24 protein-coding genes and 1 pseudogene are annotated in these 19,709 nt (G+C 41.7%); 23 read left to right on the top strand and 2 right to left on the bottom strand.

The annotated features are described in order from the left end of the window. Positions 1–31 precede the first annotated feature (31 nt). From LRC_RS02805 to LRC_RS11525, 8 genes are all read left to right on the top strand, one after another. Positions 32–340, top strand: coding sequence for a hypothetical protein (locus tag LRC_RS02805; protein WP_041819869.1), 309 nt, complete (start codon positions 32–34; stop codon positions 338–340). A 72-nt stretch (positions 341–412) separates the two neighbouring features. After that, complete coding sequence (locus LRC_RS02810) at positions 413–607, top strand: hypothetical protein (RefSeq protein WP_014073062.1); 195 nt, start codon at positions 413–415, stop codon at positions 605–607. A 27-nt stretch (positions 608–634) separates the two neighbouring features. Continuing rightward, positions 635–1,705: an adenine-specific methyltransferase EcoRI family protein gene (locus LRC_RS11825; RefSeq protein ID WP_041819871.1), complete on the top strand. Its 1,071-nt coding sequence runs from the start codon at positions 635–637 to the stop codon at positions 1,703–1,705. Then, entirely contained in the window at positions 1,689–2,756 is a 1,068-nt protein-coding gene (locus tag LRC_RS11830; RefSeq protein ID WP_041819873.1) for a DNA cytosine methyltransferase, read from the top strand. Before LRC_RS11825 ends, LRC_RS11830 begins: the two co-directional genes overlap by 17 nt. A gap of 15 nt (positions 2,757–2,771) precedes the next feature. Continuing rightward, positions 2,772–3,665 (top strand): hypothetical protein, encoded by an 894-nt coding sequence (locus tag LRC_RS02825; RefSeq protein WP_041819875.1) that lies wholly within the window; start codon positions 2,772–2,774, stop codon positions 3,663–3,665. Further along, entirely contained in the window at positions 3,658–4,146 is a 489-nt protein-coding gene (locus LRC_RS02830) for a hypothetical protein (protein ID WP_258414507.1), read from the top strand. Before LRC_RS02825 ends, LRC_RS02830 begins: the two co-directional genes overlap by 8 nt. Before the next feature lie 14 nt (positions 4,147–4,160). Beyond that, positions 4,161–4,505, top strand: a complete 345-nt coding sequence (locus tag LRC_RS02835; protein WP_041819876.1) for a hypothetical protein — start codon at positions 4,161–4,163, stop codon at positions 4,503–4,505. 2 nt (positions 4,506–4,507) lie between these two features. Continuing rightward, positions 4,508–4,654, top strand: coding sequence for a hypothetical protein (locus LRC_RS11525; protein WP_167317010.1), 147 nt, complete (start codon positions 4,508–4,510; stop codon positions 4,652–4,654). A 67-nt stretch (positions 4,655–4,721) separates the two neighbouring features. Here the strand turns inward: LRC_RS11525 and istB are convergent, their stop codons facing one another. Both istB and istA read right to left on the bottom strand, forming a co-directional pair. Then, entirely contained in the window at positions 4,722–5,459 is a 738-nt protein-coding gene (gene istB / locus LRC_RS02840; protein ID WP_014073065.1) for an IS21-like element helper ATPase IstB, read from the bottom strand. Position 5,460: 1 nt separating this feature from the next. Next, a complete protein-coding gene (gene istA / locus LRC_RS02845; RefSeq protein WP_014073066.1) occupies positions 5,461–6,684 on the bottom strand; it encodes an IS21 family transposase in 1,224 nt (407 codons plus the stop codon). Between the two features lie 175 nt (positions 6,685–6,859). Between istA and LRC_RS12180 the strand changes: the two are divergent. From LRC_RS12180 to LRC_RS11530, 15 genes and pseudogenes are all read left to right on the top strand, one after another. After that, positions 6,860–6,958: pseudogene (locus LRC_RS12180) on the top strand (helix-turn-helix domain-containing protein); the annotation flags it as partial. 140 nt (positions 6,959–7,098) lie between these two features. Beyond that, on the top strand, positions 7,099–7,344 hold the full coding sequence (locus LRC_RS10475) for a GNAT family N-acetyltransferase (RefSeq protein WP_241531302.1): 246 nt from the start codon (positions 7,099–7,101) through the stop codon (positions 7,342–7,344). A gap of 160 nt (positions 7,345–7,504) precedes the next feature. Further along, positions 7,505–7,729, top strand: coding sequence for a DUF3791 domain-containing protein (locus LRC_RS02855; RefSeq protein ID WP_035159030.1), 225 nt, complete (start codon positions 7,505–7,507; stop codon positions 7,727–7,729). Then, positions 7,722–8,288: a DUF3990 domain-containing protein gene (locus LRC_RS02860; protein ID WP_014073068.1), complete on the top strand. Its 567-nt coding sequence runs from the start codon at positions 7,722–7,724 to the stop codon at positions 8,286–8,288. Before LRC_RS02855 ends, LRC_RS02860 begins: the two co-directional genes overlap by 8 nt. Next, complete coding sequence (locus tag LRC_RS02865; RefSeq protein ID WP_014073069.1) at positions 8,276–8,506, top strand: hypothetical protein; 231 nt, start codon at positions 8,276–8,278, stop codon at positions 8,504–8,506. The genes LRC_RS02860 and LRC_RS02865 overlap by 13 nt, the downstream gene beginning before the upstream one ends. 152 nt (positions 8,507–8,658) lie before the next feature. Then, positions 8,659–10,809 carry a DEAD/DEAH box helicase gene (locus LRC_RS02870; protein WP_014073070.1) on the top strand — a complete coding sequence of 717 codons (2,151 nt, stop codon included), beginning with the start codon at positions 8,659–8,661 and terminating at the stop codon, positions 10,807–10,809. Between the two features lie 435 nt (positions 10,810–11,244). Continuing rightward, complete coding sequence (gene nadA, locus LRC_RS02875) at positions 11,245–12,150, top strand: quinolinate synthase NadA (RefSeq protein WP_014073071.1); 906 nt, start codon at positions 11,245–11,247, stop codon at positions 12,148–12,150. Positions 12,151–12,244: 94 nt separating this feature from the next. After that, positions 12,245–13,480, top strand: coding sequence for an L-aspartate oxidase (locus LRC_RS02880; protein WP_014073072.1), 1,236 nt, complete (start codon positions 12,245–12,247; stop codon positions 13,478–13,480). A gap of 40 nt (positions 13,481–13,520) precedes the next feature. Further along, positions 13,521–14,375 carry a carboxylating nicotinate-nucleotide diphosphorylase gene (nadC, locus tag LRC_RS02885; protein WP_014073073.1) on the top strand — a complete coding sequence of 285 codons (855 nt, stop codon included), beginning with the start codon at positions 13,521–13,523 and terminating at the stop codon, positions 14,373–14,375. 56 nt (positions 14,376–14,431) lie between these two features. Then, positions 14,432–14,986, top strand: a complete 555-nt coding sequence (locus LRC_RS02890) for a transcription repressor NadR (protein ID WP_014073074.1) — start codon at positions 14,432–14,434, stop codon at positions 14,984–14,986. A 310-nt stretch (positions 14,987–15,296) separates the two neighbouring features. Then, a complete protein-coding gene (locus LRC_RS11840) occupies positions 15,297–15,491 on the top strand; it encodes a hypothetical protein (protein ID WP_225354916.1) in 195 nt (64 codons plus the stop codon). Positions 15,492–15,521: 30 nt separating this feature from the next. Beyond that, a complete protein-coding gene (locus LRC_RS02895; RefSeq protein WP_241531301.1) occupies positions 15,522–17,228 on the top strand; it encodes an HsdM family class I SAM-dependent methyltransferase in 1,707 nt (568 codons plus the stop codon). Further along, positions 17,209–18,279, top strand: a complete 1,071-nt coding sequence (locus tag LRC_RS02900; RefSeq protein WP_049780068.1) for a restriction endonuclease subunit S — start codon at positions 17,209–17,211, stop codon at positions 18,277–18,279. The genes LRC_RS02895 and LRC_RS02900 overlap by 20 nt, the downstream gene beginning before the upstream one ends. Positions 18,280–18,284: 5 nt before the next feature. Then, positions 18,285–19,076, top strand: coding sequence for a hypothetical protein (locus LRC_RS02905; protein ID WP_014073076.1), 792 nt, complete (start codon positions 18,285–18,287; stop codon positions 19,074–19,076). 484 nt (positions 19,077–19,560) lie between these two features. Next, positions 19,561–19,707, top strand: a complete 147-nt coding sequence (locus tag LRC_RS11530) for a hypothetical protein (RefSeq protein ID WP_155400498.1) — start codon at positions 19,561–19,563, stop codon at positions 19,705–19,707. Positions 19,708–19,709: the final 2 nt, after the last annotated feature.

Here is a 19,709-nt window from a genome sequence, read left to right on the forward strand (position 1 = left end):
AAACCAAGTGTAGAAAGGGGAGTTTAAGATTATGTATAAACGTACGAAGTATGAAAAGGAAACAATTATTTTGACTTCAGAAGCTGATTCAACATATACAGTTTACACTTTTAACAAAAGCTTAAAAAAGAGATTAGCAAAGTTTACTAAGAACTATCCTGAACACTGTAAGTTGGTTGATGATACCGGTGATGGTGGTTTGACTTATGAAATAGATAAGGGAAGGTTGTCTCTTAGATTAGTGTCACCATATAGTGAAGAACGAAAGCATAAAATGAAAAATGTGGCTAAGGAAAAGCTAGTAAATAATGAACTACGATTACATAGTGTTCGGTGGTAGTTCGTTGAATTAAGTAGTTAATGGTGGTATAATATCCGAGTAGTTTTTAGTTTGTAGATGGAGAAGAAAGATATGGCAAGACCAAAGAAAAATGGAACATATTTAAATGTATGTATTGAATCAACAATCTATGATCGATTAGTTGAAGTGTGCGATGATGCTGGTCAAACAAAAACTGTAGCCGTTGAGAGAGCTCTTTTAGCATATCTTGATGATTATGATGAAAAACGAGAAATGCTTAAAAAGATGGACGCTCAAAAGAGCTAGAAACTAGCATAGAGGAGAATTGATAAAATGAGTGGAAACTCAATACTAAATAGTGCTAAGTATTCATCTAAGAATACAGATGAATGGTATACAACTTATGAAACAATAGAAGAAGAGATGAGTCATTATGCAAATCAATTCAGAGATAAAGTAGTTCTTTGCAATTGTGATGATCCATTTGAATCAAACTTCTGTTATTATTTTTTGAAAAACTTTAATGTATTGCATTTAAAGAAATTAATATGTACTTCATATTCAGGATCAAAAATAGATCAAATCAAAGACAATGTACAGTTATCAATAGATATTTTTTTTGGTGATGGAGAACCTGTTGAAATAGGACAGGGGTATGTCTTGATAGTAGATAAGATTGATGGCAACGAAGATGAAGAAATAAGTGACGAGACTATAAAAAAATATTTATCAAAAAAAGGCATTGTAAAAAAACTAAAAGGCAATGGTGATTTTCGAACGGAAGAGTGCATTAAATATCTTAAACAGTGTGATATATGTTGTACTAATCCGCCATTTAGCTTGTTTGCAGAGTTATTTTCGTTACTAGTTAAATATGATAAGCAATATCTGCTTATAGGTAATCAGAACGCTATAACTTACAAAGAGATATTCCCTTATATCAAAGAAAATAAGGCATGGGTTGGTTATAGATTTGGAGATATGGCTTTTAGAGTTCCGGCAGATACAGAGCCAAGAAAGACTAGGTTTTGGATTGATGAGTCAGGTCAGAAGTGGAGAAGCCTAGGAAATGCTATGTGGCTTACAAATATAGATATCGAGAGAAGATATCATAAGTTGGAATTAACAAAAAAATATAATCCTGATGAATACCCTCATTATGATAATTTTGATGGGATTAATGTTAAAAAGGTTGCGGATATTCCATATGATTATGATGGTATTATGGGCGTACCTATAACGTATATCAAATATCATAATGGATCTCAATTTGAGATTGTTGGCGAAGCAAATCATGGCTCAGATAACGAGTTCGATTTATTCAAGCCTAAAGTAAATGGTAAGGAATTATTTAAAAGAATATTAATCCGTCGAAAGGATAGTGAAGATGTCAAAAGAATTTAGAGTGCTTGATTTGTTTTGTGGTGCAGGAGGCCTTTCATGGGGATTGCATAAGAACAGTAGCTTTAAAACAATGGTTGCATTAGATTTTGATGAAAATGCAGCTAATACATTTAAGAAAAATATGCCGTCAGCTGAGGTTGTTGTCGGAGATATTACCAACAAAGACATAAAGGATAAAATAGTCACCCTGGCTAAAGAAAGAAAAGTCAATATGATTGCCGGAGGACCACCGTGTCAGGGATACTCAATGAAAGGGAAAAAGCTTGGATTAGCGGATCCACGTAATTTTCTCTTTAGAGAATATTTAAACATAGTAAAAGAAATTCAGCCGGAAGTTTTTATTATAGAGAATGTAAAGGGATTGCTTATAGCATCAAACGGATGGTTTAAGGATGAGATAGTTAACTCTATTGAATTGTTAGGATATAACGTTGAATATGGTATTCTTAATGCATCTGATTTTGGAGTGCCACAGGCAAGAGAAAGAGCAATATTTATTTGTGCAAAAGGAAAAGCAATTCCGTTGCCGAAGCCAACTGTAACGAAAAAAACTACAGTTAGAGAAGCGATAAGTGATTTATCATATTTAAATTCCGGAGAAGGTGATTTTGAGCAAGATTATCGAATTGCTCCAGAAAGTGAGTATCAGAAGCTTATGAGAAAAAATAGTAAGAAACTATATAATCATAAAGCTTCAAATCATAAAGAGGTTGCAATTGAAAAACTTAAATTAATACCGCCTGAGCAAGGAAAAGAATGCTTACCTGAAGAGATGCTTGGTAAGCAAAAATTTAAGACAACTTGGGGAAGATTAAAATGGGATGATGTATCTCCAACGATAGATACTAGATTTGATGCATCATCTAATGGAACAAATAACCATCCATATCTTCACAGGGCGATAACACCTAGAGAAGCTGCAAGAATACAATCATTTGATGATGAATTTATATTCTATGGTTCAAAGGTACATGTTAGAAAACAAGTGGGGAACGCGGTTCCGCCGTTATTAGCAAAAGCAATCGCAGATCAGATTGAGAAAACTGTATAGAGGAGGAAAAAGACAGTGAATGTAGAAATGGCATATTTGCTTGGTATGATAACAGGTAATGGTGAAATACAAAGAGAAGCAACAGAAACGACAATTTCTATTGATATTCCACACAAGAAATTGGAGACAGAGTTTCAACATGACGTAGGTATTTTCGTTAAGGCAAGTATTACTGATATTAGAGAGGCTTTAGAGCCTTTGTTGGGGACTTCACTTAATTTCACACAAAGTGCGAACATTTCATTATTATCGTTTAGAAAACCAAATGAAGACTATTTGATGCGTGAAATTTTGAGATATGTTGGGGGAGCGACTTCTTCTGATAATGTAAGAATTTCACCTGAAGTGTTTGATTTTACTTTTGATGAAAGGAAACAATTTGTAAAAGGATTTGCTGATGTAACAGGTTACATCAGAAGAAGTAATTATGCTTTTAAGGAACCTAACTATAGAGTGTATTTTGAAATACCTCATAACTGGGAACTAGTAGTAGATTTTTGCAATTTGCTTAAGAGCATTGATATTCCGGTACAGGCAATTGATTGGGCTCATCCAAATATGAGAGATGGAAACTTAACAAAGTATAATCAGGGTAAACCTGATTTTTGGAAAAAAGAACATCAAGTAAAAGTTTGGGCATTAGAATATCAGCCTGTTGGTTTTGTTGTATTGCATAAACAGCAAGCATTAGATTATTTTGCTGATGAACAGAAAAAGCCATATGTAATGAATGGTAAGGATCCAGCGGCTAGACTTCATAGATATTATTGGGAACTTACACAGAGAATCAAACAAAAACCTTCACATCCGGGTGAAAATGATGATTTTATTCCTGAAGAAATAAGAGGAAAACATTATGATAGTTGGACACAAATTGCTAAGGATTTAGGGTATAGTGCTGATGAATAATGTAAGACTTGAGGAAGAACTCTATGAACCAATGCGTTTGTGGCTTGAAAGATATGTAAAAGATAAATATAAAGGTTATGATGTTGTTGCGGTGTATGCACATGCTGAAAGATTAGACCGTGTACTCGCTAAGTATGATATAATAAACGAGATGGCAAACGGCGTTGATATACAAATTGACGTACTTGCTATTGCTAAGAAAAATAAAAACGTTAAAGTGTTTTTCATTGAAGCAAAAAAAACGCAACTTACATTAAGAGATTTAGGTCAGTTATGGTCATACTGTAAATTAGTTGAACCTGAGGAGGCCTTTTTAATGTCATCACTTGGACTTGGTAGCTTAAATAAACTGCTAAACTCATTTAAACGAGAAGATCTTTTGGACCTCGGAGATGGCAAAAAAATTAAAAAGATGCGTGTCGCTAAATGGGATATAAGAACTAATGCTCCTGATATGATGAGCATGGTTCCTAAAATATAAAGGAGGTATTTCGCATGAGTTTAGCGGAAGCAATTGATGACTTTTTTCAAAGTACAGGACAAGCGGTTTTTATCGAAGCAGAAGGAAAGGAGAGTACAATCAGGAAGTTTGTTTCTGATTACAATTCATCCTATTCTCCAAGAATTGCAATTGGGGATGATGGTATCATTTGCTTAGATGAAAGCAAAAACAAGTGGGGACTCGAATTAAGATGTTACTTTGATGATGCAAGTGGATTTCCGGATGGAGATCTAGTGACACATAATCGAGTGTATCGTTCAGAATATCCATTCCGTTTTAATGATGTTAATGTGATTCGAGAGTTATTCAATCTTGGATATAGAATCGGACAAAATTAATAATGATTAAAGTAAAAGTGATCAACCTTAAAGGCTGGTCACTTTTATTTTACCAATTAGTAGAAAGGAGAAGAAACATGGCAAACAAAAAATCTATTCCGGAATTGAGAAAATCAATCGAAGAAGCGGAGAAAAAGAAGGGAGTGTAGAACGTTTGTCAAGGGCGGATTTAAATTGTCGTTTTATGGCGGTTTAAAAATGTATGATTTGGGCGGTTTAAGAACTGACCGATGTTAAACGGTATGACTTTCCCTTGATCTTAATCACGTGTGAGTGATAAACAAGGCGGTCTAAAATGGCTTCTGCGGTTGCCGTGCTATTAAGGACGGTTCCCCAACTTGATAATGGCACATTGGTCGTTATGATCGTTGATTTGCGTTCATAACGGCCATTTATTAGTTGAAACAGCAGCTTGGATTCATTCGCCGATATCGGCAAATACCCGAGCTCATCAATGATTAACAGATCATACCTTTCGTATCGACGCATTACTCGTTCCAGATGTTGCTTTTCTTGAGCTGACTTCAATCTGAGAATTAATTCGTGACAGTTTATGAATAATGTTCGCACGCCTTGCCGGCATGCTTCGATGCCAATTCCGATGGATAGGTGTGTTTTGCCCACGCCAGGACTGCCAATAAAGATAATGTTCTCTTGATTATCCAGAAATGACATGGTCGCAAACTCGTCGATTTGCTGCCGATTAACCGAAGGCTGAAATTGATAATTAAAATCACTGAGCCGTTTGACAATCGGAAAACGGGCCCGCTTTATTCTTCGCTTTAAGCTTTCTTGTCGCTGATAGTCAATCTCCTTATCCGTTAACTCTAATAGTGCCTCGCTGAAGCTGATTTGACTGTCATTGACTTGCTGCCGATAATCCGCAATTGATTCGGCCATATTATTTAAATTCAGCTTCGTTAAATTGTCGATTAGTCTTTGATATTGATTCATTTTATTCCCCTATCTGATCATAAATGCTGAGATTATTAAGCATATACTGATCAATTTCTTCATCCGTTTTGCCTTCCATCAAATCACTTTTAAGAATGGCATGTTTATCACGAGGATCGTAATTAAACTGTTTATTGGTTAAATCGTGTTTCTTGATTTCAGATCCTTGATAGAAGATACGAATAGATTTACCATCAGTATCCGGTTTGATTTCAACCTCTTTTCCGATATAATTAGGGGAGACAGAGTATTGATGGTTTTGAAATCTAATCATTGAGTCTTGCGATACTTTTCTGGTTTGGACGCTGTCGAAGTATCTTGTGAGATCGTAATTGAGAGGCCGGAAATGCTCTTTTTCTTTTGCCCATAATTCAACCGGCTTCCGGTTATTGCTTTGTGACTTCTCGTGATTTAGGCGTTTGGCTAATCGATTAACGATATCATTCAAGTCATTAATGGTACAGAACTCTCCATCGTAAGGCTTCAGTCGTCCCATCGTTCTTGCCAATGCTTCAACGCAGCCTTTGGTCTGCGGCCTAAATGGCCGACAAGCGATTGGATGAAATCCCGCATCATGACTAAATGATAAAAATCGTTCGTTAAATCGATGATGGTGAAAGTCAATTAATTTATGGTCAACGACAGTCGACATATTATCAAACCAAATCTCTTGGGGAATTCCACCGGTAGCCTTAAAAGCTTCAAATAAACATTTGAATAAAGTATCCTGTTTCTGATCCAGGGTTAGTTTTAAAAACTTGAACTTGGAATAAGGCAAGACATATAAGAAAATACTGAAGGTATGTGAAACACCGTTCCGATCGGTCATCGTGACCTGTTCTTTCCAATCAACTTGAGCACTTAATCCAATTGTATGCTCAACTCTAATCGTTGCCTTTTTTGTTTGTGCTTTACGAAAATGACGACAATAATCTTTAACGATTGTGTACTTGCCGGTAAAGCCTTTTTCAACGATAAAGTCATAAATCGATCTGGCAGAACAACCTGCAGCGTATTTGTCTTCAATGATGTCTTGATATCCGTCCAGCTTACTGCGACGGCTACGACGCTTCCTGACAACTGATGTTTTATCGCTCTGAGCTTTTAAATATGCCGCTTTGACGGTTCTTGGATCAACATCATATTGTCGTGCAACAGCGGAGTAATTTGGTTTTATCTTCTCTAACACAAAATATCTCATCCTTTCGTAAACGTCTTTTCGCATACTCACCACTTCCTCAAAAGATTAATAAAGTGAGTATACAAAAAATGCAGGAAAACCGACAATTTTAAACCGCCGATTTCCTACATTTTAAAACCGCCCTTTACATTGGTTATAATGCCCTTTAAGTACACATGTAAAAAAGAAAATTCGCTGTATGCTTGGAGGGCATTTTCATATGGGAAGGAAATCGAAATATTCTGCTGATTTTAAGCTGATAATCATTCATGAAGCGGAAACATCGGGAATTACCAGAACATCGAAGAAAACGTCTATCGATTTCTTTTATATTTTGATAAACTATACGATAAGTTCAGTGGGCTGGGAGTCGGGAAGATACCCCAAAAGGCTCGTGCCTGCGATGCGCAACTCAACGCACGTCATTTCGGCCTGGATGGAGACCGGCTGATCGGCCTGTTGCGTGCCCTTGATGACGGCGCCACCATCGCATTCCTGCACTACGTTCTGGTTGACCAGAAGTACCAGGGCAGACACATCGGCGACGAACTCATGAATCGAATCATGAAAAACTTCACCGACTTTCTCCATGTCAAGGTCATCCCGTCCGATCCGAGGACCATCACGTTCTATGAGCGTTACGGCTTCCGCCAGTACGACAACTACTCGGCAATGGTGAAGAAGAACATGCAGAATAAGGACTGATCAATGGATGCCGGGATATGCCTGTCAGCGGAAAGGACAGGAAAAGTGTTACAATGAAAATGCAGAGACGAAAATGCAGCTTGCAGCAAGCTGCACCAGAGCCGGAAGGCAGGACGGGTTGTCCGTTCTTTGCGCATCATTCTTTAAGGGGGAATTTATAATGAGCGATAAAACAGAGATTACTTTTATGCAGACAAGATTGATCCGGCTTGCTTCAGAAGAGTGGCATCTACCTGTTGAGCAGATTATCCGTCTGTTTAAGGAGGCCGATGTTCTTGGATATATAGAAAAATGTTATGGTATTTTTCATTGTGAAGGTGACGAAGCCGTTCTTGAAGATATTAAGGAATTCATGAAAGAAAAGGGGACGGAAATCATTGTCTGAGTCAGAAGATGGATTTGTTCTTTATCACGGCAGCTATTGTGAAGTCAGAGAGCCGGATCTTGCCAGATGTGCAAAGAGAAAAGATTTTGGTCAGGGATTTTATTTGACCACATCGAAAGAACAGGCAGAAAGTTTTTTGAGAACTTCAATCGTCAAGGCAATTGCAACCGGAAAAATTGAAGAAGGGCAGAATTTTGGCTATGTTTCAACTTTTGAGTTCCAACCTGTTGGAAAACTTGAAATGCATGTTTTTAAAAATGCGGATGTGGATTGGTTACATTGTATCGCCGCTCACCGAAAGAAAAAACTGTTTGTTGATGTTGAACGTGAAATGGCAAAATATGATATCATTGCAGGAAAGATTGCAGACGATGCGACAAATGCAACTCTTACGGCATATCTTGCAGGGGCTTTTGGGACAGCCGGTGATCAGGAAGCAGACGATTTTTGCATTAAACGGTTGCTGCCGAATAAATTAAAAGATCAATATTGCTTCAAAACCGAAGCAGCTATTGAGTGTCTGAAATTTGTGAGAGGCGAGAAGATATGGCTGAAGTAACAATTCCAAAGGAAAAAATGAATTATACAATCGACCTTCTTATCACTATGGTGACAGAAGAAATCGCAGAAGAGACCGGCAAGGACAGAAAAGATGCATTGACGGATTTTCTGTGTTCCAGGACAGGCAAGGCACTGTATGATGAAAAAACAAAGCTGTGGTGCAATGGACCCGCATATATAGCTGAACTGTATATGGAGGAGCTGAAGAATTCCTGATATGCGTGAAGATCCTTACAATTGTCAGACAAAATTGTTTGATGGTTGTGGGGAATTTTTTACTATCTTTTCCGCTGTCCCACCATTGCAATTTTCTCTCACCGGTACTACACTTAACAAAACAGCAACAACTGCATTGAGAGGTTTTTTGCATGAAAAGATCATTTTCTTTTTCCGACATCAATCGTCTGATTGATGATTACCGGAAGGCGGAGCAGAGGCAGAGGGAGATTTCCGAAGTCGGGGAGTACGAAAGCGAGGTCAGGAAGGCAGCGGTCAGGTATGTGGATTCAGAGGCGATGGCGATGATGGAGGACATTGCCGTCGAGGAGCTCAATCGTGACAAGAAGGGCATCAGAGTCAAGGCTCTTCGTGACCATGGCTACAACAACTATGCGGACATCCTGACGGCCAGGGATTATGACCTGTCAGCCGTCCGCGGCATCAGTGAGGACACCGCATACAAGATCATGAAGTGCGTTGAAGATGTGTACGGTCAGGCAAAGGAATCAGTCAGGCTCAAGCTCAACGCAGATGACAGAAGCGTAAGCGCTACCCGCATCGTGACCGCTCTTTCCAGATATCATGAGGCCTGCAAGCTCGCAAGTGACTGTGAGGGCCTTGACGATAAGTACAGGGAGTCCATCTCGCGTGACATGGACGACATCAAGCCTGCAACGGGGCTTTTCCGCTGGCTGTTTTCATCCGGGACGAGGAAGCAGAGGGCAGAGGACGCATATCAGTCACTTACCGAAACCATTCAGGGCGAATACGGTCTTCAGCTTGGAAAACTCTCGGACCGCCGCAGAAATCTGAAGTTTTATTCAGAAAGCGATGCATGGGATGATTTTCAAAAGCAGCCTGTCAAGTACAACAACACCGTGGAGAAGCTGGTTCCCGGCCTGCTTGACAACGGAGACTCGATGTACGGCTTGCCGAAGGAACTCGCAGGAAAGATTCAGGACGAGGACTTCTTCCCGGACGGACTGCGCTGCGAACTGCGCCGCTATCAGGAACTCGGCGTCAAGTACATACTTCATCAGGGCAGGGTTCTTCTCGGTGACGAGATGGGCCTTGGCAAGACCGTTCAGGCGATTGCGTCAATGGTCTCTTTGAGAAATACAGGGTCCACCCACTTCGTAGTGGTCTGCCCGGCCAGTGTCATGATCAACTGGTGCAGGGAAATCGAGAGGTTCAGTCTCCTCAGCGTCATCAAGGTCCACGGTACGACGAAGCAGGCGGCAATCAGGGAATGGCTGGACAAGGGCGGAGTTGCTGTCACTACATACGAAACGACGTCGGCCTTCAGTCTTCCGGATGATTTCAGATTCGGCATGCTTGTCGTCGATGAGGCCCATTACATAAAGAATCCGTCCGCCAGGCGTTCCGTGAGCGTGAAGAAGCTTTCTGAACACGCAGACAGGATGCTCTTCATGACGGGCACCCCGATTGAGAACAACGTTGACGAGATGATCCGCCTCATCTCCATTCTTCAGCCGAAGATTGCAAGGAAGGTTTCAAATATCAAGGCCTTGTCATTTGCGTCGCAGTTTCGGGAAAAGATTGCGCCGGTCTATTATCGAAGGAAGCGCGAGGACGTCTTGACCGAACTTCCCGAGCTGGTTGAAAGCAGGGAATGGTGCCGCCTTGGCAAGGTTGAGCGCGAAGCGTACGAACAGGCGGTTCTGAAGAAGAGCTACAATGACGCAAGGCGTGTCTCATGGAGCGTTGACGACCTCAAATATTCCAGCAAGGCCGGACGGATGATGGAAATCATTGCCGACGCCAAGGCTGACGGAAGAAAGGTCATCGTCTTCTCCTATTTCCGCGACACAATCAGCAAGATATCAGAGATGCTCGGCAGCCAGTGCACCGAGCCGATTAACGGTTCCGTTACGCCGGCAAAGCGTCAGGAAATCATCGACGGCTTCGACAAGGCTCCCGCCGGTCAGGTTCTTGTCTCCCAGATTGTCGCCGGCGGCACAGGTCTCAACATTCAGTCCGCCAGCGTCGTGATCATCTGCGAACCCCAGCTGAAGCCTTCCATCGAGAGCCAGGCCATCTCCCGCGCCTACCGCATGGGCCAGGCCAGAAACGTCCTTGTCTACAGGCTTCTCGCGTCCAACACCGTCGACGAGCGTGTCACGGACCTGCTCGAGGAAAAGCAGACCGTGTTTGATGCCTTCGCGGACAAGTCCGTCGCCGCCCAGAAGGTCGAAGTCGACAGGAAGACCTTTGGCAACATCATTCAGGAGGAAATCGACAGAATCAACGGTGAAAGAAAAAGCAAGGTCAAGGCCTAGGATGGAAAATGCAGTGCTTTGATGGCATCACCTGCGGGTAGATGCAAATTTCAGGCTCTGTTTTTCAGCATCATGGAAATTAAAAGTTTTGATGAATTTTTTGAAAAAACGCGATATTGTGGTTGCTGGTTCTGGCAGATGTGATAGAATAATATGAAATATAGCGTTTTTTGATGATAAATTCAATCTATTAATGTATACCGGCTTAATTTCGTTGGAAGGAACTCTTTTTTACCCTAAAGGGGAGAGAATGCCCCCACTTCTCTAAGGGGGGGATGAATCGCCTCTTTAGGGTAAAGTTTTTTGCAAAACAAGTGTCTTGTCACCTGTAAACGACAGTGTTATAATGGGCAAGAATATAACAACAGCTTGATTGACATAGAGCTGCACAATGGCGGAAATCTATGTCAGCAGAGAATAACAGAGGTACGTGCAATGACGATCAGAGAAGAGATAGAACAGTTAAAGAAAGAAAAAGATGCCGTAATTTTGGCACATTATTATGTGAGACCGGAAGTACAGGAGATTGCAGATTATGTAGGAGATTCTTTCTACTTAAGCAAAGTTGCAGTTGGACTGAAAGAGAAAACAATTGTATTTTGCGGTGTTTCATTTATGGGTGAGAGTGCGAAAATCCTTAATCCTGAGAAGACAGTGCTTATGCCGGATATGGCAGCAGATTGTCCAATGGCACATATGGCATCAGCAGAGACAATCGAGAAAATTCGTTCCGAGTATGATGACCTTGCTGTTGTCTGCTACATCAATTCAACAGCAGAACTGAAAAGACATTCTGATGTCTGTGTAACTTCATCCAATGCAGTAAAAATCGTAAAATCACTCCCAAATAAGAACATTTTCTTTATACCGGATCGTAACCTTGCACATTACATCGCAGGATTGGTACCGGAAAAGAACTTTATATATAATGAAGGATTCTGTGTTGTGCACGAATATATGGAGCTTGAAGAAATCAAAGCAGCGAAAGAAGCACATCCGGAAGCAGAGGTTCTTTCACATCCGGAATGTCCGGCAAAAGTTTTGGAACTCTCCGATTTTGTTGGAAGTACTTCAGAAATTATTGCTCAGGCAGGAAAATCAGATGCGAAAGAATTCATCATCTGTACAGAGAGCGGAGTTCTGTATGAACTTCAGAAGAGAAACCCTGAAAAGAAATTCTACTTTACAGAGACGACTCCGATTTGCAGAAATATGAAGAAAGTTACGCTTGAAAAAGTACTTCATGTATTAAAGACGGGTGAGAATGAAGTGTTTGTAGATGATAAGGTTCGTGAAGAATCCAAGAAGCCGTTGGAGAGAATGTTGGAGCTGGCTAAGTAAACAGAGGTCAGATAGGATTGACGGCAATCGAAAATCACGGAAAATGTGAATCAAAGCGACAGACGCTGTCGGAATGGAGATATTTATTATGAAAATGGAAGCAGATACAGTCATTGTCGGAACAGGTGTCGGAGGACTTTTCAGCGCACTTTGCCTTCCAAGAGATCAGAAGATCATTATGATTACAAAGTCAGATTTAGAGAGCAGCGATTCATTCCTGGCTCAGGGAGGAATCTGTATGCTGCACGACAAGGATGACTATGATAGTTACTTTGAAGATACAATGAAAGCGGGACATTATGAAAACAGAAAAGAATCTGTTGATCTTATGATTCGCAGTTCAAGAGAAATTATCCAAGACCTGATCGATTACGGAGTGGATTTCCAGAAACAAGATACATATGATCATGAAAATAAAGCTGCAGGTAAAGATGGAAATGCAGAGATTCAGGATATTTATGCATTTACTCGCGAGGGGGCACATTCTCGGCCAAGAATTTTGTTCCATGCAGATATTACCGGGAAAGAAATTACAAGTAAACTGCTCGCACAAGTAAAACAGCTTTCAAATGTAACGCTGCTTGAATATACAACGATGACAGATATTATTGTAGAAAATGAGGAATGTAAAGGAATTCTTGTGCAGGATAAAGAAGGAAATGAATTCGAGATCCATGCAGAGAATACGATCTGGGCGAGCGGTGGAATCGGTGGACGTTATAAACATTCGACAAACTTCCCGCATTTGACAGGAGATGCACTTGCAATTTCTGAAAAATACGGAATTCGTCTGGAACATCTGGACTATGTACAGATTCATCCGACAACGTTGTATTCAAAGAAACCAGGCAGACGTTTCTTGATTTCCGAGTCTGTTCGAGGAGAAGGTGCAGTTCTTCTCAACAGCAAGAAAGAACGTTTTGTAAATGAACTTCTTCCGCGAGATGTTGTGACAAAGGCAATCAGAGAAGAGATGGAAAAGGAAGGCACGGATCATGTCTGGTTGTCCATGGTGAAGCTTGGAAAGGAAACAATCATGGGTCATTTCCCGAATATTTATCAGCATTGCCTGGAAGAAGGATATGATGTAACAAAAGAATGTATTCCGGTTGTTCCGGCACAGCATTATTTCATGGGAGGCGTCTGGGTTGATTCAGACAGCAAGACATCCATGGAACATTTATATGCAGTAGGAGAGACAAGCTGCAACGGCGTACATGGGGCGAACCGTCTGGCAAGCAACTCGCTTCTGGAGAGTCTTGTATTTGCAAAGCGTGCAGCAAATAAGATTTCCGGAGCAGAGAATGAAGTAAAAGTGCGTGAACTGTAAACATAGTTATGATAAAAAAGATAAAAGCAGGAGAAAAACGATGAACGATATTACAATGACGCTTCAGGCAGATCATTTGATCCTTGAAGCGCTCAAAGAAGATATTTCAAGCGAAGACGTAACAACAAATTCCGTTATGAAGGATTACGTGAAAGGTGAAGTAGAACTGATCTGTAAGCAGGACGGAGTGATTGCCGGACTGGAAGTATACCGCAGAGTATTCGAACTGTTAGATGCAGATACAAAGACAGAACTGTACTGCAAAGACGGAGATGAAGTAAAAAACGGGCAACTGATGGGAAAAGTAACGGGAGATATTCGCGTGCTTCTTTCCGGTGAGCGCGTAGCATTGAACTACCTTCAGAGAATGAGCGGAATCGCAACGTATACGCATTCTGTTGCAGGACTTCTTGAAGGAAGCAAAACAAAACTTCTTGATACAAGAAAGACAACGCCAAACATGAGAATCTTTGAGAAATATGCAGTTCGTGTTGGTGGTGGTTACAACCATAGATATAATCTTTCCGACGGAGTGCTTCTGAAAGATAACCATATCGGAGCAGCAGGAGGCGTAAGGAAAGCTGTTGAGATGGCAAAAGACTATGCCCCATTTGTAAGAAAAATCGAAGTTGAAGTTGAGAATCTTGAAATGGTAAAAGAAGCAGTAGAAGCCGGTGCAGACATCATCATGCTCGATAATATGTCAACAGAAGAGATGCAGGAAGCAATCAAGATCATTGACGGAAGAGCCGAGGTAGAATGTTCCGGAAATGTAACAAAAGAAAATATAGGACGCCTGACAGCTCTTGGTGTTGATTATATTTCCAGCGGTGCCTTGACACATTCCGCACCGATACTTGATATCTCTATGAAAAATCTTCACGCTGTAGAGTAAATGTGACGATAAAATAACAATTACAAGTAGAGATTTCAATTTAGAAAGGAAGCGGCATGATGACAGGACCAGAGAGAAGAAATGCCATTATAAATCAGATAAAGACAAGCTCAGTGCCGGTACCGGGAAAGGCACTGGCTGCGCATTTTGGAGTAAGCCGTCAGGTAATCGTGCAGGATATTGCGCTCATTCGTGCCGCAGGACACGATATTATCTCTACGAACAGAGGATATATTTTTCACGAATCACGTTCAGTGGAAAGAACCTTCAAAGTGAAGCACACCGATGAACAGATCAGGGATGAGCTTTACACAATCGTAGATCTCGGCGGAATAGTTCGTAACGTGATGGTGAATCACAGAGTCTACGGACATATTGAGGCCATACTAAATGTCGATTCCAGACGAAAAGCAGCAGAATTCATTGATGATATCAGAAGCGGAAAATCAACTCCATTGAAAAATATCACATCCGATTATCATTATCATGTGGTAGAAGCAGATAGTGAAAATACATTGGATATGATCGAAGAAGCGCTGAAAAAGAAAGGTTTCTTGCTGGAACAAGAAGAGTGGGAGAAGGAGCTTTTTCAAAATAGAGATTTATCGTAGAGATTCTTTTTCGAGTTCGGACAAAAGCATATTAATGAAAACAAAGTAAGAAAATATTTTCTGGAAAAAGCAAAGCATGATTTTAAAGTAAATCTTCTCATCATCGGGCGGAAGGTGATGGGGAGATTTTTATTTGCGTTATTCTTAAAATGTGAAGTGCATATGAGTTTAAAAGTAACTTGAAGCTAAGACGTCAATTTTTTATTGACTTTGACGAAAAGAATGAAAAAATATATAATTCAATTCATGAATTATATTAAGTATTTTAGTTGACAATTTTACTAACATTAAATATTTGGAGGATATATTAATGGCAAAGAAAGAAGTGAATACCGACCTGTGGGTTGCATCTCAGCTCAAAGAGTGTGGTATTTCTTATGATGCGCAGGGAAGCAATGTAAAAGAACTTGACGAAACTTTAAAAACAGCATCGAAGCGCGGAACTGGTAAGGCTGGTTATCCCGAGTATGTGTCTGTCGTAGATGATTATGTGATTGTCATCTAGGACAAGGCCGACCTTGATAAACAGGAGAAGTTGATAAAGGAAGGTATTATTGATGTTGATGTCAAGGCAGTGACGGATTATGCGGTTAACGGTGCATATTTCTATGCGAAGCACATCGCTCAAAACAGTTCGTTTAAGAAGGTGTTTGCCGTTGGCGTATCTGGCAACGAGAAACATCATGAGATTACACCGCTATACGTTGATGACCGCGAGGGATATAAGGAACTACCGAACCTTGAATCGTTCGTGTCATTCTCGCCTAATAACATTCGAGAGTATTACACGCGTTATGTTCTGGAGGAAGAGACCGATGTTGAGAAGACTACGGAGCAGATTCTAAAGGACGCGGCCGAGCTACACGAGTACCTGCGCACGTATGGGACGCTGAAGGACCAAGACAAGCCGCTTGTCGTTGCAGGTATTCTGCTTGCGCTTGATGAAATTGAGTATGGCGGTTTAAGTATCAACAGCCTGACCGGTGACCAGACGCCGGGAATGCGCGATGGCGACAAGCTGATGAATGCTATCAAGGGACGTCTGACGCGTTCGAACGTTGGCCCGGATGCGAAGAAGGACAAGCTGCTGTCAGAGTTCTCCATCATCCAGACAAGTTTCCGTTTGAACGAGAAGAACGATACGCTCGGAAAGACGCCGTTCAAGTACTATACGGAGTTCTTGAACGAGAAGGTGTTCAAGAACATCAAATACCAGAAGACGAGCGAGGACTTCATCGGTCGTTTTTACGGCGAATTCATGAGTTATTCCGGTGGCGACGGTCAGACGCTCGGCATCATTTTGACGCCCCGTCACATCTGCGATTTGATGTGCGAGCTGGTGGATGTTCAGCCGAACGATACCGTACTCGACCCGACGTGCGGAACGGCAGGATTTCTGATTTCTGCGATGCATCGCATGCTGTCTATGGCCGATTCTGACCAGCAGCGCAAGAATATCAAAAAGAAGCAACTTCACGGGTTCGAGCTTCAGAGCAATATGTTCGCCGTGGCATGCGCAAATATGATTCTGCGCCGTGACGGTAACAGTAACCTTGAGTGCTGCGATTTCCTCGCAAAAAATCCGGCGAAAGTGCAACTGAAAGGCGCGACAGTCGGTCTCATGAATCCGCCATACTCGCAGGGCACGCAAGCAGACCCCGAGCAGTATGAGCTTTCGTTCATTGAGCACCTGCTGGATTCCCTGACAGTCGGAGCACGTGCAGCAGTCATTGTTCCGCAGTCCGCCATGACTGGCAAATCTAAAGCTGAGAAAGCGTTCAAGAAGAACATTATGAAGAATCACACGCTGGAAGGTGTCATCACGTGCAACACGGATACGTTCTACGGCGTGGGAACGAACCCGGTTATTGCTGTGTTTACGGCTCATGAGCCGCACGATGCTGATAAGATGTGCAAATTCATCGACTTCCGTGATGATGGGTACGAGGTGCGCGCACATGTCGGTCTTGTCGAGGGTGATTCTGCAAAGGATAAGAAGCAGCACCTGTTGGACGTTTGGAATGGACGCGCTGAAGCACCGTCGAAGTTCTGCGTTGAGTCTACGGTGAAACCCGAGGATGAGTGGCTGCACAGTTTCTACTACTTCAACGATGAGATACCGACCGATTCCGACTTCGAGAAGGCCATCGGTGACTACCTGACATTCGAGTTCTCGATGGTCATGCAGAATCGCGAGTACCTGTTCGAAGAAGGGGGGGCTGATGATGAAGAAACTGAGTGAGAATACGTGGAATGCATTTAGTGTTGATTCATTGTTCCCTGTGATTGAAGCAACCAAAGGAAAGACAACAGCAGGTTTGGTTGACGGCGATAGGCTTCCTTATATTGCGGCAGCGAAATCTATAATAGGTTGTAAAATATGTTCTGCTGAAGCTAACGGAGAATGGGCTTCTGATGGGAATGGAATGGTCTTTGTACAGATTGGAGATGGTGCCGCTGGGCTTGCGCATTATGTGCCAATATCTTTTATTGGTATGTCTGGGAAAACTTCAGTTGGGTATTCCGAATGTCTTAACGTTTACAACGGATTGTTTATAGAGCGATGTCTTTCATCAAATAAAGCGTTTTTTTCTCATGGCCATAGCTGGACTGGCAAGAGATTGGCAAAGACAAAGGTCATGCTCCCTGTTGACAATGACGGTGAGCCTGGCTATGCGTATATGGCGGAGTATGCACAGCAGAAGCGTGATGCGATGCTTGCTAAATATCGTGCCTATGTCGAAGCGCGCATTGCGGAACTGGGCGAATACGTTGAGATTCCGAAGCTGGATGAAAAAGAATGGAAAGAGTATGCACTTGAGAAGCTATTTTCTGTTAGTGCAGGTAAGCGCTTGACAAATGCAGATAAGATTGATGGTAATAGGCCGTTTATCGGTGCAACTGACAATAGCAATGGCATCACAGGGTTTGTTGGCAACAGCAACTCATCTTGTGACAAGAATATACTGGGTGTGAACTATAACGGTGCACCTTGCATTGCTTTTTATCACCCATATGAATGTATTTTTACGGATGATGTAAAACGTCTTCATCTACTTCACCATGAAGATAACGAATACGTACTGTTGTTCTTCAAGACAATTGTTATGCAACAACGAACCAAGTATAGCTATGGCTATAAGTTCAAGGAAAAACGCATGCTCAGGCAAAAGCTAATGATTCCTATTGACGATGACGGCAAGCCTGATTACGAATACATGGAGCAATACGCCAAGAACATGATGCTCAGGAAGTACGAGCAGTATCTAACATTTCTGAGAGGGAAGGAGTAAAAATCATGAATGGGTTGAGCCTTATCCAAGAAGCTGCACTTGCCTATGCATGGATGAATCAAGATTCAAACACAAGGGATTTTACAAACCTTGGAATTTCAGAGGCATTCATTGCCTTGAAAAATCAAAGGATGATTGAGATGCAGACAGACTGGGAGCATAGCCTTGTTATGTTCCAGTCAATGCTTCCGGCAGGTTCGGAACACTACGATAAAGCACGAAAAGCTAGAAGATGGTTCAAACCAGTAAGTGATGAAGCCGATGGTCTGATGATGTATCTCGCTGTGCAAGATGAAGAAAAAAGGAAGTCCGAAGATAGACATGCATTCGTGTCAGTTGATTTTGACAAGGATACGTACTATTCAGAACTTTCACGGTGTGGGTTGCTGAATGTACAATGGGCAGATGATTCGCCATATTTGGTCACAGTGACGGATGAAGGACGCATATATGCCAATGGATGGTTCCAAGAACGAATGGATGAAAGAATTCAGAGTATAAGTGTTGCGCCAGTCATAAATAACAACGTTTCTGCAAAGGCAAATGCAGAAGCAGAGATAGGGGATGTGACCATAGGCGCAACAGTGGGGGCGCTTCTCGATCTCGATATAGAGCAGAAGTTGAAGGACGATGCCCAAGAGGCTGTAAAAAATCTTGAAAAAGCGGCGAAAGACAAAAACAAGGAGAAGTTTGCTGAAAAGCTAGAGAAGGTGGCATCTATCGCCAAGAGTTCGGCGGAAATCGCAAGCATTGTACTTCCGTTTGTTCAGACAGCCATCAAGTCACTGATTGGTTAGCCATAGTTAAGTGAAAAACTCAAACATAAACACAGGAAACAAAGAAGAAAAAGAGTTCCTATTGCTATACCCGTGTGAGTACGGGGACGCAGGTTGACGCTTTTTCGTTGGATGAGCAGTGAGATTCACTTTTATTGTGCGGACACCGAGCTGATATATCCGCCTATTTCGGACGAAGGTTGTAGTGAGAAGTAAATTGAGGGATGCACCAAGTTCAAGCGGATGCTCAGGTAAATCAAGGATGGATCGTATGTCGATTACGTCATGTCTTCAAACGGTTCTGGTTCAGAATCATCGTTGCCACTGAGGGCATTAGGATGATATGGACGGTCTAGACATGACGAGCATCATGGGCTGTTGATACCGCAAAGTGATATATAAGAAACACATGCTCAGCAAGTGGGCAAATTACAGCGAGTAGGAGATATGCAAAAAATACATCGAGAGCGTTGAGATATTATCCGACACAAGGAAGGACAAACTAGTGGTGAAGCTGATTTTCTTCAAGTTTCCCTTCGATGATTATGGCGAACCTGATTGCGACTATATGAAGCAGTATGTCAAGAATATGATTATGCAAAAGTACAAGCAGTATCTGGAATTTTTCGATAATCGTGAGGAGGTAAAATAGGT

Source organism: Ligilactobacillus ruminis ATCC 27782, assembly GCF_000224985.1.
In the GTDB taxonomy this organism is placed as follows: Bacteria; Bacillota; Bacilli; order Lactobacillales; family Lactobacillaceae; genus Ligilactobacillus; species Ligilactobacillus ruminis.